Here is a 14,185-nt window from a genome sequence, read left to right on the forward strand (position 1 = left end):
GGGTCAGGCGGTCCTTACGGTGTCGCGCAGGCTCCGGAGGAGGGTGCTGCGGGGGGTGTCCATGGTGGCGAGGGTCTCGTCGAGGACCTGCTGCGGCATCCGGTGCAGGGCGTCGGCGACGTCGGCGCGGAGTCGTCCGGCGACGGCGGGCTCGTACGTGTCGACCTTGCCCATGTGGAAGGCGATCATCGCGCAGTAGGTGCGGACCGCCTTCGGGAGGAAGCGGTCGGCCTCCGCGTCCCGGGAGATGTCGTCCAGCAGGAGGTCGTACGACGGGATGAAGTCCAGCTGCCGGTTGTCGGTGATCTGGGTGAGCGAGGTGGTGACGCCCCGCCGGTAGAAGACCCCGTGCAGGGAAAGCGCGGCGAAGGTGCGGGCCCTGAGGTGGAGCCGCCAGATCCAGAGCCGGTCCTCGGCCGTTCTCAGCGAGGTCTCGAAACGCGAGGCGCCGTTCTCGAAGAGGCCGGATCCGTAAATTCCGAAGGGGACGAACGGATAGTCCACCATCGTCACCATGCTGGCGGGCGAGATTCCGTCGCGGGGGTCCATCACCGTGTCGCGGCGTTTGGCGGGGGCGTATCGGATCTGCCGCTTCCGGCCCTCCGAGAGGACGTGGTCGGTGCGGGCGAAATCGCAGCCCAGCCGTTCGATTCCGGCCACGGTGGCGCTCAGGTGGCCCGGGGCGTACCAGTCGTCTCCGTCGAGGAAGGTCAGGTAGTCGCCGCGTGCCGCGTCGATTCCCGTGTTGCGCGCCTGGGCGACGCCGCGGTTCGTCTCGTGCCGGATGACGGTGGCGTTCGGCAGACGGTCCCGCCAGCGGTCGAGGATTTCCGGGGTGTCGTCCGTCGAGCAGTCGTCGATCAGCAGGAACTCGAATTCCGGATCCGCGTTGTTCGCGAGACTGCGCAGGGTGTCGGGCGCGTATGCCCCGACATTGTGGAACGGTACGACGACGGACAGTTTCGGCACGCGGAATCCCCACACTGAATCGAACAATTAAACGCCGCTACGGCGGGTACGTTAACCCTCCACTTTTCCGGGTGAACGATCCGAGGGTGCACTCCGGGTGAACTCTTGTCGTCTCCCGTGGAAAGTCGCCGTCGCGATCAGGGCGAGGAGCGCGGCCAGGCCGACCGCGCCGCCGAGCTTCAGCCCCGGGGGGCGGAAGGAGCACGTGACCGTGTGCGCCCGTCCGTCGAGCGGGACGGCGACGAGACCCTGGTAGCCGCGGGCGGGGCGGAGTTCCGCGTCACCCGCGGCGCAGCGCCAGCCGGAGATGCGGGGCGCGGCGAGCACGGCGGTCCCCGTGCTGCCCGGGGGAAGTTCGGCCGTGACGGTGTGTCCGGTGGTGCGCACCTCGGTGGCGCCGGTGGCGGTCAGCTGCCGGACGGCGGAGTCGAGCCGGGCGGGCAGCAGGCAGCCGAGCGGCTGGGCGGGCAGCCTGATCCTTCCCCCGGGGGTCAGCTCGATCCGTAGGTCCCCGGCGGCGGGCGCGGTGCCGAGGCTCCGCATGGGGGCGCGGACGGCGGGCGGCTTGCCCTCGAAGTCCACCGGCCGCTCCCCCGCGAGGGCGGCGGCGCCCCGGTACTCGGGGGCCCAGAACCAGACCTGGGAGCCCGCCGGGCAGCGGGCGGTGAGGGTCCGTCCGGTACGGGAGACGGTCGGCAGCTCGTACACGTCGGCGCCGAGCAACCGCTCCTGGAGGGCGAAGGCGGAGTCCCCGGGGTGCGTGGCCGGCCGCCGCTCCGGACGGACGGTGACCAGGGGCGGTACGGGGGTCGTGGTGACGGAGACCGTGGCCCGGGGCAGGGCGTCCTGGCGTACCGGCTCCGTGGGCCGCGAGCGGATCCGGGTGCCGATGGAGAAGAGGGCGTCGGTCACGGGGTTGTCGAGGGTGACCGGGTGCCGGCCCTTGGCGTAGTGGCCGAAGCCCAGGGAGGACAGGGTGCCGGAGGTGACCTCGGCGGTGAGGCTGCTGTAGTAGTCGGGTCCCTGTCCGCCCACGATCAGGACGTCGTTGCCGCCGGGGACCTCTCCGGGGTCCGTACGGTGGCGGGGCCAGACGTCCGCGCGGGCCGCCTCGTCGGCCACGGAGGTGTGCCAGGGGCCGATCCGGGGGGACCAGGAGACCTTGGCGCGCTGCTGCTCCTCGATCCGCTTCCCGGTGACGACCGCCTCGCCCGCCTGCGCGGCGACGAGGAGGACCGCGGCCAGGACGGGCAGGACGCGCGCGGAGCCGACGGAGAGCGCGCGCGAGGTGGGCCGTACGCCCGGGAGGGAAGGCGCACCCGTAGGGGAGGTTCCGAGGGGCCGCGCACCCGAAGGGGACGTTCCGCGCGCGCGGGGCCGCCCATCCGAAGGGGACGTTCCTCCCGGAGTGTTCCGGCGGGCGTCCAGCAGGGCGAGGAGGACGGCGGCGAGTCCCAGGGCCGCGGCCACGCCGAAGGCGGGATAGGTCCATCCGTCGATGTCGACGCTCCCCCGGGCCGCCCACGCCAGGAGCGCGAGCAGCGCGCCGCCCGCGAGCAGCGCGGCCGGTCGCGGCACGCCCCGGGCCGCCGAGAACCAGGCGGCGACGAGCAGCAGCCCGCACAGGACGAAGGTCTGACGGTACGGAGCGCCGTTCGGCGAGGCTCCCGCGTGCCAGAGCAGATGGGTCGGCTCCCACTGGAGGGAGAGCGTCACCAGGACGATCGCGGCCGACAGGCCGGCCCGGACGCGCGGGGCGACGGCCCGGTTGAACGGCAGGGTGAGGGCCAGGGCGAGCGCGGGCGTGCCGACGAAGAGGGCGGGGCTGGCCACGCTCGCGGTGGCGGGCAGGAACCGGGCGAGGACGTCGGCCCAGGCAGCGGGCGCGAAGGTGGTCTCGGGGGTGGGGTCGGCGACCTTGGTGGCCAGGAAGACCACCACGACGAGCGGTGCGGCGAGACCGATGCCGATGAGGAAGCCCCGCGCGGCGCGCAGCGCCCCGGCGAGGCGCTGCCGGGCGGTGGCCGTCTCCTCCGCGGTGAGGAGCCGTACGAGGAGGACGACGGCGGCGCCGAGGGTGGCCATGTACGCCGTGTAGAAGTTGGCGATCCAGGCCAGGGCGACGACCAGCGGGCCGAGGACGGGGCGGCGCCCGGTGCGGGCCCACTCCCCGACGAGGCAGAGCAGGGGGAAGGCGACGAGCCCGTCGAGCCACATGGGGACGGTGGCGCCGAAGTTGAAGGTCCAGCCGGAGAGGGCGTACGCGGTGCCCAGCACGGCGGCGACCGGCCAGGGGCCGGGGCGCAGCCGCAGGAGCAGGAGCGCCATCGCGGCCCCGGCCGCGCTGATCTTGACGGCGGTGACGACGTACAGCGCGAGTTCGACGCGGTCGGCCGGGAAGGCCACGACGAGCAGGTCGAAGGGGCTGCTCAGATAGGTGCCGATGTCGCCGAGGAAGTTGGAGCCGAAGCCGGAGTTCCAGTTGAGGAAGGCGTCCCCGTGCGTCTCGCCGAGGAGGAACGAGCGCCAGTAGGCGTGGAACGGCAGGTACTGCTGGCCCAGGTCGACGATGTTCCTGGTCACCGGCCCGAAGGGGTAGCTGCGGGAGAGCCGGGTGGCGAGGGCGAGCAGAGCGGCGGTGAGCAGGGCGGCGGCGAGCGGACCGGCGACGACCGGGGAGCGCGGGCCGCGCCGGGGTGTGCCGGGACGGAGCGGGGCGCCGCCCGCCCCGCCCTCGCCGTCGACCTCGGCCGGCAGGGTCTCGGCGGCGGGTGGCACACGTCCTCCAGGGGCGTACGGAACGGGGACGCCCGGGTGAGGCGTCACGGGCCGACCGCCATTACCGCCGAGTCGGACGACCCGTAACCCATCATCAGGCGGTGTTTCGGTACACCTCGGGTGAACTCCCGGGGTCGGTGGGGCGGGTGGCCAGCCACGCGGGCGGGCGGGCCGGACGGTGCGCGGGGGGCCTCAGGTGCAGGGGTCGGCCGCAGGTGCGGACGGGGGCGGCGGCAGGTGCGCGGGAGTCGGCCGCCGGTGCGTGCGGCGGCCGGCCGCCGCGCGCGGGTCAGCCCGCCGGTGTCGGGGCGACGAGCTCGTCGACCGTACGGGCCACCGTGCCGAACAGGTCGGTGACCGTCGTCAGGCTCGCCGCCCGCAGGGCGTCCGACGGCAGGACGGTGCCGTCCGGCCCCGCCAGGGGGCGGGTCGCGGTGGCCTCGGCGACCACGGTGGGGCGGTACCCGAGGTTGAAGGCGCCCTGCGCGGTGAAGAGGACGCACATGTGCGTCATGAACCCGGCGATGACCAGGTCACCGGAGACCCCGAGGCCTTTCAGGGTCTCCTCCAGGTCTGTGCCGTGGAAGGCGTTGGGGACCTGCTTGACGACGACCTTCTCGCCCTCGATCGGGGCGACCTCGTCACTGATCGCGCCGATCTCGGCCCGGATGTCGTACGGGGTGCCCTCGCCGCCGTCGTTGACGACGTGCACGACGGGCGTACCCGCCGCGCGGGCGGCGGCGAGCAGCCGCGCGCCGGCGGCCACGGCCCGCTCCGCGCCGTCGAGCCGCATGACGCCGGTGCGGTAGGTGTTCTGGAAGTCGATCATGATCAGGGCCGACTCGCCCAGTCGCGGCAGCTCCTGGGGAAGGCCGATCACATCGCGGAGGGTGGTGGAGGCGGTCATGGCGGTTCCTTTCGAGGACGGGGAAGGGGGGGTTCTTACGAGAGGGGCGCTTGCGCGAGGGGCTCTTTTCGCGAGGGTGCGGGCGGGCCCGTGGTCTCGTCGCCGCGGGCGCCGAGGAGGGTCACGCCCACGGCGGCCGCGACCACGCCCGGGGCGGCGCGACGGAACGGCGGACGGTTCATGGGGAACACCAGCTCTCTCGTCGCGAACGGTCGGACAGCGGCTCGGGATCGGTCGCCCCCCACGGTGTTTGCAACGCTAACATGGATCGTAAGCATCGCTTACAAGGCTGTGGGATTCCCCAGGTCCGGGGTGTTAGCGCTGTTATCGTGGGAGCCATGTCGACGGCACGAGAGCGCATCCTTGAAGCCACCGAGGAACTCCTCGCCACCAAGGACGCGCTGGCGATCTCGACCCGCGCCATCTGCGACCGCGCGAAGGTCGGCATGCCCGAGATCTACCGCCAGTTCGGCGACAAACAGGGGCTGCTCACAGCGGTCGCCGACCTCGGTTTCGCCCGCTTCCTCGCCGAGAAGCGGCGCAACCCGCTCACCGACGACCCGGTTGCGGACCTGCGGACCGCGTGGGACAGCCACGTCGCGTTCGCGCTCCGCAACCCGTACCTCTACCGCCTGATGTTCACGCCGACCGGCGACGCCAGGCCGGGGGCCATCAAGGAGGCGCAGGCGATCCTCCTGAAGGCCGTCGAGCGCTGCCGTGACGCCGGACGCCTCCGGACGACCCCGGAGCTCGCGGGGCAGTCGATCCTCTCCGCCAACGTGGGCGTCTGCATGACGGCGCTGTCGTTCCCCGACCTGTTCGGGGGCTCCGACATCTCACCGGCCGTACGGGACGCGGTGATCGGGAAGGTCACCGGGGACGAACGGGAGGACGCCCGGATCGGTACGGCGACCGTCCTCGCGCAGGCCCTCGTCGGCACCCTCACGGGGACGGCGCCCGTCGACGCGGCCGACCCCGGCCGGCTGGCCGAGGCGCTGCTCCCGCCGGCCTCGCCCTCGGAGCCGTAACCGAACCGGCCGTCCGGGAGGCGGAATCCCGCCAACAAACCGCCGGTCGGCTGCCGCCGCCACCTGCCGTTCACGGCTCTCCACGCGCCTACGCTCGCAGCTCCCAACACCAGGAGACAGAGGAGTACGCCATGGAGAACCCGACCCGTAAGGTGGCCGCCGCCGGTGCCGCGGCGCTGCTGGCCGCCGGGCTCGTCGTCACCGGCGCCGGCACGGCGAGCGCGTCGGCGGCCGAGACGAGCGAGCGCATCACCTCGGTCGCCCAGCTCAAGGACGGCATCAGGCTCGCCGCCGCCCAGGAGGAGCGGACCGGGGCGGACGCGCTGAGCCAGAGCGTCGGCGGTCGGATCACGGGCCTCGCCGGCTCCCGCTCGGTCGACTGCTGAGGCCGGGGTGACCACCGTGGGCGAGGCCACCTCCTCGCAGACCTGGTGCCCCAGCGGAGACGCGCACGCGCCCGAGTCCGTCGTCCTGGGCGTACGGTCCGGGCAGGACGGGCGCGTGGTCTACCTGGCCGATCCCGTGCCGGCGGCCGAGGTGCTCGGAGAGGTGCCGGACGGCATCGAGCCGCGGCGCCTCCTGCGCTTCGCCTCGCACTGTGTGAGCGACTGCCTCAACCGCAGGGGCGGCGACTGCACGCTCGTCGAGCGGGTGCTGTCCCGGCCCGCCGCGCAGGAGGACGGCAACGTCCCACGGTGTCACCTCAGGGCGCGGTGCCAGTGGTGGAAGCAGACCGGGGTCGACGCGTGCGTGCGCTGCCCCGCGGTCTCGACCCTCCACCGCGCCGACGACGAGCTGGCCGAACTCGTGGCCGACCCGGCCACCACGCAGGAACAGCTCGACGAGTGGATCGCGGTGGCGGGCTGAGGCCCCGGTCCTGATACGCGGAAGGTCCCCGGACGAACTGTCCGGGGACCTTCCGCGTGCACCGGGCCCGTCTCGCCGCGTACCGGGCCCGTCTGCCTCACGCGCGCCGGCGCGGGTCTCCCTCACCCCGCGCGGGGCGGATCTCCCCGGATGTCCCGCTCCGACATCCGGTTGACCCGGGGCGAGGGCGTCGTGAGCTCGCCGTGGACGGCCACCGCCGCCGCGTACCCGCGGTCGACGGGGATGTCGAGCAGGGTCCAGCCCTCGGGAGGCACCGCTCCGTCAGGACTCCCCGAGCCCACGTAGTCGGCCGCCGGGTCACGGCCGAGACCGGTCCCGAGCCCCTTGAGGTAGGCCTCCTTGCGGGTCCACAGCCGGGCCAGCGCCCTGGGGCGGCGCGGGGGCGGCAGCGCCGCGATCTCGCGCTGCTCGGCGGGGTGCAGCATGGTGGCGAGTTCCGCGGCGCCGCCCGGATCGGCCACCAGGTCGACGTCGACGCCGATGGGCGCCACCGCCGTCCCCACGAGGACGAGGTCGCCGCGGTGGGAGAGCGAGAAGTGCAGTCCCCGCCGGGCGCCCAGGACGGTCGGCCGCCCGTGCGGGCCGCCGCAGCACGGGCAGGTCTCCCGGCCGTAGCGGATGTCCTGCGGCAGCATGTCGAGGTACGCGCCGAGCAGTCGGCGCAGTGCCAGATGGGCGGCGGTGAAGCGGACCCGGTCCTCCGCGTACGCCATTCCCGCGGCGCGCTCCCGTTCGGAGGCGTCCAGGACCCCCGCGTCGAGGCCGGTGCCCCGGGCGTCGGAGACCCTGAGCAGCCACAGGTCGAGGGAGCCCGGCTGCGGAAGGGCGCGCGGCGGCGGCCCGGGGGCGGGCAGCAGCAGGGCGCCGGGGGGTGGCGCGGGCGGCGGGCCGCCCGGTGGGGGCGCGGGCGCGGGCAGCAGCAGGCCGCTCGCGGAACTCCGGGAACCGCTTCTGGGATCACTCACGGGACCCCTCCTGTTCGATGACGGATGCGCGGGCGCGGGTGGCCGTCGGGACGGATCAGCCTCGTTCGGGAACGGTGTGCCGAGCGGCCCGCCACTCGGACGCGGCGGGCTCCTCGGAGGGCTCGGGCCGCTCGGGGGGTGGTGGGGCGGGCTCGGTGAGGGCCTCGGCCCTGTCCGTGGGCGGTGGGGCAGGCTCGGTGAGGGCTTCGGCCGTCTCGGCGGGCTGTTGGGCCGGCTCGGTGAGGGCTTCGGCCGTCTCGGCTGGCGGTCGGGCCGGCTCGGTGGGCGGTTCGGTCGGCAGGTCGGTGGGCGGTTCGGTCGGCAGGTCGCGGCGGGACCGCAGGGGGCCCGCGAGCAGAAGTGCGGAGCTGACCGCGAGGCCGCCGGTGAGCAGCCAGAGCGCGGGCCGCAGTCCGAGCACGCCGCCGAGCACACCGCCGAGGAGCGAACCGACCGGGATGGCACCGAAGTTGGCGACCGACACGGTCGCGGTGATCCGGCCGAGCAGGTGCGGCGGGCAGTACTGCTGGCGGAACGTGCCCTGGATGACGTTGGCGGAGACCACGCCCAGGGCGAGGACGGCGCCGCCGACGGGCAGCAGCACGACCCGCCAGCCCGGTTCGGCGAGCGGGATGAGCAGCCCGAAGGGGGCGGTGGCGAACTTGCAGAGCAGCATCCCGCGCGCGGTGCCGAAGCGCCGGGCCACGGGGGTGGCGACGAGGGCGCCGAGCAGTCCGCCCACGCTGCTGCCCGCGAGCAGCCACCCCACCGCGACCTCGCCGACGTGGAGTTCGCGCACGAGGAACACGGTCAGGATGGCCTGGTAGCCGGTGAGCAGCAGGTTGGTGACGGTGCCGTAGGTGGTCAGGACGCGCAGGTAGGGGTCGCGCACGGTGTGCCGCAGGCCCACCGCGACGTCCTTGCGGAGCGTCGTGGGCCGCTCGGGCCGCTTCGGCGGCGGCTCCTTCGCGCGGATGCCGAGCAGGCACAGCGTGGAGACCAGGAAGGTCGCGGCGTCGGCGAGGAGGCCGTTGACCGCTCCGAACGCGCCGGCCAGGACGCCGCCGCCGCCGAGCCCGGCGAGCTGCGCCGCCGACTCGCTGCCCTGGAGCTTGGCGTTCGCCTCGGTGAGGTGTTCCCGGGGGACGACGAACGGCACGTAGACCCGGTAGGCGATGGAGAAGAAGACGTTGGCGAGCCCGGTCAGCAGGGACACCACGACCAGGTGGGTCATCGTCAGCACGTCGAGCCAGGCGGCGGCCGGCACGCTGAGCAGGAGCACCAGCGAGCCGAGGTTGCAGGCCACCATGAGCGGCTTGCGCGCGAGGCGGTCCACCCAGGCGCCGGCCGGCAGTCCGAGGAGGAGCCAGGGGAGCCAGGCGGCGGCGGCCAGGGCGCTCACCCAGAAGGTGCTCGCGTCCAGGGTGACCACCGCCACCAGGGGCATGGCGACGCCCGTGATGTTGCTGCCGAAGCGGCTGGTGGTCTCCCCCGCCCACAGCAGCCGGAAGTCGCGCTGCCTCAGCAGCCCGTCCCCGCGCCGCGTGTTCATCCGGCCGCCACCACCTTGGCGGCCTCGGCGGTCAGCCGCTCGGCGGCCTCGGACCAGCGGGCCCGCCGGGCGGCCGACTCCGCGGTGAGGAGGGCGAGTTCCGCGCGGGCCCGGGCGAGGGCCCCGGCCGTCGCGGTGGAGCCGGGGCCGCCGCCGTGGGCGCACGCGGCGGCCACGGTCTCCGGGTCCAGCCAGTCGGCCGGGTATCGGGCGGCGGCCGCGGCCACGTCGGGCTGGGAGCGGGCCGCCTCGGACAGGGGTGTGCCGTTGTCCAGGGCGGCGAGGACGGTCTCGCCGACGAGGTGGTGGGCGGTACGGAAGGGCATGCCGTCGACGACGAGGCGTTCGGCGAGGTAGGTCGCCGAGGTGAAGCCCTCCCGGGCGCGGTCGCGCATCCGGTCGCGTTCGGGTTCCGCCCCGTCGACGACGAGCCGGAGCAGGGTCACCGCCCGGGTGGTGTCGGCCAGGCCGGGCCAGAGGTGGCGGGCGGCCTCGGTGCCGACGGCGATGGCGTTGGTGTAGCCGGCGGTGGACATGGCGGCGGCGGCCCCGGTGAAGCCGGCGAGGGCTGCCGTCGAACGGCCCTGGATGTGCTCCAGGAGGAAGGGGTTGCGCTTCTGCGGCATCATCGAGCTGGAGCCGACCAGGTCGTCGGCCATCCGCAGGAGCCCGAACTCCTCCGTGGTCCACCAGGTCAGGTCGCGGGCCACCCGGGCCATGAGGACGCCGAGGACGGCGGCGGCGGACAGCATGCGCAGCACGAAGTCGCGGGAGGCGACGGCGTCGACCGAGTTGGGCACGGCCGCGGTGAAGCCGAGGAGGTCGGCGGTACGGGCCGGGTCGACGGGCACGGAGGTGCCGCCGACGGCTCCCGCGCCGAGCGGGTTGACGTCGATCTCCCGCCCGGCGTCGAGCAGTCCCTCCAGCGACCGCAGCACGGCGCCGGCGATGCCGGTCAGGTAGTGGCCGTAGCCGATGGGCACGGCGGGCTGGCCGTGGGTGTAGGCGGGCATGACGACGTCCTGGTACGCCTCCGCCCGGTCCAGCAGCACCCGTGCCAGCTCGGCCACCTCGTCGAGGAGCTCGCCGTAGGGGCCGCGCACCTTCAGTCGTACGGTGGTGGCGTTGAGGTCGTTGCGGGAGCGCCCGGTGTGCAGCACGCCCCCGGTCTCCTGGCCGAGCCGGTCGACGAGCCAGCCCTCGTAGGCCAGGTACAGGCCGCGTGGCATGGGGCGGGAGCGGACGGGGGCGAAGTCCTCGGCGCGCAGGGCCTCGACCGTCTCCAGGAGGGCCCCGGCGCGGGACGCGTCGACGATGCCGCGCTCGGCGAGCATCACCAGGTGGGCCCGGTCCACCTCGCTGATCAGCCGCAGCTCGTCGCCGATCGGGTCGCCGTCGTCCGTCCGGTACTGGTCGTAGACGATGCGGTGGGCCCGCGGGTCGAGCCCGGTGCGCAGACGCCCGGTGTGGACGCCGGCGGGGGCTTCGGCGGAGGGCTCGGCCGGGATCACGCCGGACGTCCCCTCGGGGGTTACGGCGGAGGCCCCTGCCGGGATCACGCTCGACGTCCCCTCGGGAGCTTCCGGCCGGGCCTCCGTCTTCTGCGGGCCGCTCATGCCGGCACCGCCGCCCGCGCCGCCGCGGGCACCAGGGCGGTGGCCAGTCCGAGCGTGAGGGCGGTTCCGGCCACTTCGGCCGTCTCCCCCGGGTCGGTGCCGACCGCGATCACGTGCCCCACCCGTCCCCGGAAGTCCTCGGCCGGGACGACCGGCGTTCCGGCCGGGCGGTAGAAGGCCGCGTCGACGACGCCGGGCACCGCGCGGGCCGCGGACTCGGCGGTGACGACGTGTGTGAGGACGCTGTCGGACCCGGCCGTGAGGAAGCGGATCGAGGCCGCGCCCGCGGCGTCCGGCGTGCCGGTGAGGTCGACGGGCGCGCCGAGCGCGGCCCGCACCTGGGCGCCGACCAGGTCGACGCCTCGGGCCCGGCGGACGAGCTCCGGGATCATGCCGCCCGCGAGCCGCGGGTTGACCTCGATGACGCGGGCGACGTCACCGTCGAGCCGCAGCTCGACATGGGCGGCGCCCCAGCCGAGGCCGAGGGCCTTGACCGCGTGCACGGCGCTGTCGACGAGGGAGGCGGACCGCGCGGCGGGCAGGACGGCCGGCACGTCGTGTCCGGTCTCGACGAAGACCGGCGGCGCGCCGACGTGCTTGGCGACCGTGGCGACGACGTCCTCGCCGAAGACCTCCACGGAGAACTCCCGCCCGGTCAGGTACTGCTCGACGAGCACCACGCCGGGAGTGGCCAGACCGCGTTCGTTCACGGTGGCGGCCAGCAGGCTCCCGGCGTGCTCGGCGACCTCGTCCCGGTCGCGGCAGAGGCGTACGCCCAGACTCCCCGACCCCTGGACGGGCTTGACGACGACCGGACCGCCGAGCCACTGGGCCGCGGCGATCGCCTCGGCGACGGTGCCCGCCACCGAGAAACGGGGTACGGGCACCCCCGCCTCGGTCAGGGTGCGGCGTTGCAGGGCCTTGTCGCGGCAGGCGCGGACGGCGTCGGCGGAGGGCCCCGGCAGTCCGAGGCGCCGGGCGAGGCCGGCGGCCGTGGCCACGTAGTACTCGGAGCTGGAGAGCACTCCGGCGACCGGCGCACCGGCCGCCAGGGCGGTGACGGCGGCCCAGAGCGCGTCGTCGTCCGCGGTGTCCACGACGACGGTCCGCAGCCCGTCCTCGGCGGCGTACGGGTAGCGGGCGGGGTCCGCGCTCAGCAGGACGGGTTCGGTCCCGAGCCCCCGGGCCCGCTGGGCGAACTGGCGTCCCGTGCCGGTGGTGTTGGACTCGACGAGCAGCAGCAGGGGGGTGCTCATGCCTGGGCCTCCGGCGTCGTCACGCCGTCGAGGGCGTGGGCCTCGGGCGTCATCACGTCGTCGAAGCCTCGGCGGGCCCACACCAGGCGGGTCCACGAGGACGGGGCGTCCAGCGGGTGGTCGACGGTGACCGGGCCGCCGACGGTGGGCGCCGGCTCGATGCCCTGCTCGCGCAGCCACTCGGCGTGGTACACGGTGGACTGGTAGCGGTAGCCCTCGTCGGGCAGCACCATGACGACCTTGCTGTCGGGGTTGCGCGCGGCCCACCAGGAGGCGACCTGGAAGGAGGCACCGCTGGTGGGGCCCATGAACAGGCCGTGGTTGCGGAAGAGTTCGTGGGTGGCGTGGAAGGCCTCGGGGGCGGTGACCCAGTGCACCTCGTCGTAGGCGCTGTGGCGCACGTTCCCCGGGTGGATGCTGCTGCCGAGGCCGCGCAGGGTGCGCGAACCGTCGGGCGTGCCGAAGATGATCGAACCGTGGGTGTCCACACCGACGAGGTGCAGCGCCGGGTCGGCGGGGCGCAGGGCGGCGGCGAGGCCGCCGGTGGAGCCGCCGGAGCCGACCGGTCCGACCAGGCAGTCCACGGAGCCGACGGTCTCCCCGATGAGGTCGGCGACCACCGCGTAGGCACCGGGGTTGTCCGGGTTGTCGTACTGGCCGGGCACGAAGCTGTCCGGGTGGAGCCGGCGCAGTTCCTCGACGCGGGCGAGGCGGGCACCCTGGATGCCGCCGCTCTGGCCGGCGTACTCGACGATCTCGACGGTGGCGCCCAGCATCTCCAGGCGGTTGCGCAGGTCGCGGTCGATGGCGGAGTCGCCGACGATGGTCAGGTCGTAGCCGCGCAGGCGGCAGACCATCGCCAGGCCGAGCGCGAAGGTGCCGGAGGAGGTCTCGATGACCCGGCTGCCGGGCCGCAGCACGCCGGCGGCCTCGGCCCGGTCGATGATGAACCGCGCCGGCAGCAGCTTCATCAGGCTGAACGCCGCCGCGTAGAGGTTGTCGGTCACCTGGATGATGCGGGGCAGTTCGGTGGCGTCCACCACCGAGTCGTGCAGCTTGACGGCGCCCGCGATCGTGGTCGTAGTCATGTCAGTCACCCGTCGTGAAGATCCACTGCTCGTGGATGCCGATGTTGTGCAGCAGTCGCTGGGCGTGCTCGGTGCGGGCCTCGACCTCGGGGTCGTCGCGGTCGAAGAGGAGCCCGGCGATGTCGCCGCTGTGCGCGGCCTGGATGCCGAGGCCGCCGGTCTCCCGCACGATGGCGCGCAGGGAGTCGAGGCGCGGGATGGGCAGGTGCCGCTGGTTGATGTCGGTACTGGCGGTGGCGACTGCCCCGATGAGGGCGACGTCCTTGGTGTGGATGGCCTCGCGCAGCATGACCTGGAGTCCGGCGAAGAGTTCGAGTTCCGCGCCGCCGTACTCGGCGGGCGGGAAGGCCAGTGTGTCGATGCCCTTGCCCTCGTTCTCGGGCCGCGAGCCGAAGCCGAGGACCCGTACCGCCGGCATGCGGTACCCGAAGTCCTCGATGACCTTGCCCTCGCGCTGGGCGAAGAGGACCGAACTCTCGTTGAACATCAGCGAGTCGGACGCCGTCTCGGCCTTCACCGCGATGCGGGCGACCTCCTCCGGCGGCAGGGGGCACACCAGGGCGTCCTGGACGGCCCAGACCGCGGCCAGGACGTCGCTCGTGGACGAGCCGAAGCCACGGCAGAGCGGGACGTCGCCGGTGAGTTCGAGGTGCCCGCCGACCGGTCCCTCCCCGGGCGGGACACAGGCCTCGGCGGTGAGCTGGGCGGCCCGCCGTGCCTTGGACTTCCAGACCGGGGAGACGGTCAGCTCCTCGCCCCGCGCGGGGATGAACGAGGCCCGGGTGGTGTGGACGGTGCAGGGCAGGGTGACCAGTCCCCGGGTGAGCTGGCCCTGGTGCGGAAAGACGCCCTGGAGAATTTCGCCGTGATGTATGGGGGCCGAGGCGACGCCGACCCGCCAACCGGAATGATCCACCATGTCCTTGACTTCCTCTGAGGGCCGGCCGCACCACTCACAAGGCGTGGCCGATCGTGCGGACACCCTCACGCTAGGCAGCGCGGGGGTACGGATCCGGCTGGTCGGGCGGCAGTATGCGGGCAGTTCCGCGCGGGGCGCGCCGGTCGGCGCGGACGTCGCGGCGTCGGGAGCGTCGGGGGCTTCGGGGGGAAGCAGGCCGGGACGGGCAGGGACAGGCCG

General features: G+C 74.2%; 12 protein-coding genes. 3 read left to right on the top strand and 9 right to left on the bottom strand.

Annotated features, from left to right (window positions below; genetic code table 11):
- Positions 1-3: 3 nt before the first annotated feature.
- The 3 genes from ACRRSS_RS26550 to ACRRSS_RS26560 all read right to left on the bottom strand — a co-directional run bounded on the left by ACRRSS_RS26550 (position 4) and on the right by ACRRSS_RS26560 (position 4,654).
- Positions 4-969 carry a glycosyltransferase family 2 protein gene (locus ACRRSS_RS26550; protein WP_435973616.1) on the bottom strand — a complete coding sequence of 322 codons (966 nt, stop codon included), beginning with the start codon at positions 967-969 and terminating at the stop codon, positions 4-6.
- 51 nt (positions 970-1,020) lie between these two features.
- Complete coding sequence (locus ACRRSS_RS26555) at positions 1,021-3,747, bottom strand: YfhO family protein (RefSeq protein WP_435973617.1); 2,727 nt, start codon at positions 3,745-3,747, stop codon at positions 1,021-1,023.
- Between the two features lie 289 nt (positions 3,748-4,036).
- A complete protein-coding gene (locus ACRRSS_RS26560) occupies positions 4,037-4,654 on the bottom strand; it encodes an isochorismatase family protein (RefSeq protein WP_435973618.1) in 618 nt (205 codons plus the stop codon).
- 338 nt (positions 4,655-4,992) lie between these two features.
- Between ACRRSS_RS26560 and ACRRSS_RS26565 the strand changes: the two genes are divergently transcribed.
- From ACRRSS_RS26565 to ACRRSS_RS26575, 3 genes are all read left to right on the top strand, one after another.
- Positions 4,993-5,682 (top strand): TetR/AcrR family transcriptional regulator, encoded by a 690-nt coding sequence (locus tag ACRRSS_RS26565; RefSeq protein ID WP_435973619.1) that lies wholly within the window; start codon positions 4,993-4,995, stop codon positions 5,680-5,682.
- Positions 5,683-5,813: 131 nt separating this feature from the next.
- Positions 5,814-6,068, top strand: coding sequence for a hypothetical protein (locus ACRRSS_RS26570; RefSeq protein WP_435973620.1), 255 nt, complete (start codon positions 5,814-5,816; stop codon positions 6,066-6,068).
- 16 nt (positions 6,069-6,084) lie between these two features.
- Entirely contained in the window at positions 6,085-6,549 is a 465-nt protein-coding gene (locus ACRRSS_RS26575; protein WP_435973621.1) for a hypothetical protein, read from the top strand.
- Positions 6,550-6,671: 122 nt separating this feature from the next.
- Here ACRRSS_RS26575 and ACRRSS_RS26580 read toward each other — a convergent pair whose 3' ends face one another.
- The 6 genes from ACRRSS_RS26580 to ACRRSS_RS26605 are packed head-to-tail and all read right to left on the bottom strand — an operon-like array spanning position 6,672 to position 13,966.
- Positions 6,672-7,535 (bottom strand): 4'-phosphopantetheinyl transferase family protein, encoded by an 864-nt coding sequence (locus ACRRSS_RS26580; RefSeq protein WP_435973622.1) that lies wholly within the window; start codon positions 7,533-7,535, stop codon positions 6,672-6,674.
- Positions 7,536-7,590: 55 nt separating this feature from the next.
- Positions 7,591-9,087, bottom strand: coding sequence for an MFS transporter (locus ACRRSS_RS26585; RefSeq protein WP_435973623.1), 1,497 nt, complete (start codon positions 9,085-9,087; stop codon positions 7,591-7,593).
- Entirely contained in the window at positions 9,084-10,703 is a 1,620-nt protein-coding gene (gene argH, locus ACRRSS_RS26590; protein ID WP_435973624.1) for an argininosuccinate lyase, read from the bottom strand. Before argH ends, ACRRSS_RS26585 begins: the two co-directional genes overlap by 4 nt.
- Entirely contained in the window at positions 10,700-11,959 is a 1,260-nt protein-coding gene (locus tag ACRRSS_RS26595) for an ATP-grasp domain-containing protein (RefSeq protein WP_435973625.1), read from the bottom strand. Before ACRRSS_RS26595 ends, argH begins: the two co-directional genes overlap by 4 nt.
- A complete protein-coding gene (locus ACRRSS_RS26600) occupies positions 11,956-13,047 on the bottom strand; it encodes a PLP-dependent cysteine synthase family protein (protein ID WP_435973626.1) in 1,092 nt (363 codons plus the stop codon). The genes ACRRSS_RS26595 and ACRRSS_RS26600 overlap by 4 nt, the downstream gene beginning before the upstream one ends.
- Position 13,048: 1 nt before the next feature.
- A complete protein-coding gene (locus tag ACRRSS_RS26605; RefSeq protein WP_435973627.1) occupies positions 13,049-13,966 on the bottom strand; it encodes a GHMP family kinase ATP-binding protein in 918 nt (305 codons plus the stop codon).
- Positions 13,967-14,185: the final 219 nt, after the last annotated feature.

It is taken from the genome of Streptomyces sp. Qhu_M48, from assembly GCF_051305195.1.
Taxonomy (GTDB): domain Bacteria; phylum Actinomycetota; class Actinomycetes; order Streptomycetales; family Streptomycetaceae; genus Streptomyces.

Coding starts and splice junctions, on each gene's coding strand:
- ACRRSS_RS26595 (WP_435973625.1), bottom strand. CDS start 11,959: ATGAGCACCCCCCTGCTGCTGCTCGTCGAGTCCAACACCACCGGCACG.
- ACRRSS_RS26565 (WP_435973619.1), top strand. CDS start 4,993: ATGTCGACGGCACGAGAGCGCATCCTTGAAGCCACCGAGGAACTCCTC.
- ACRRSS_RS26600 (WP_435973626.1), bottom strand. CDS start 13,047: ATGACTACGACCACGATCGCGGGCGCCGTCAAGCTGCACGACTCGGTG.
- ACRRSS_RS26560 (WP_435973618.1), bottom strand. CDS start 4,654: ATGACCGCCTCCACCACCCTCCGCGATGTGATCGGCCTTCCCCAGGAG.
- ACRRSS_RS26570 (WP_435973620.1), top strand. CDS start 5,814: ATGGAGAACCCGACCCGTAAGGTGGCCGCCGCCGGTGCCGCGGCGCTG.
- argH (WP_435973624.1), bottom strand. CDS start 10,703: ATGAGCGGCCCGCAGAAGACGGAGGCCCGGCCGGAAGCTCCCGAGGGG.
- ACRRSS_RS26605 (WP_435973627.1), bottom strand. CDS start 13,966: ATGGTGGATCATTCCGGTTGGCGGGTCGGCGTCGCCTCGGCCCCCATA.
- ACRRSS_RS26585 (WP_435973623.1), bottom strand. CDS start 9,087: ATGAACACGCGGCGCGGGGACGGGCTGCTGAGGCAGCGCGACTTCCGG.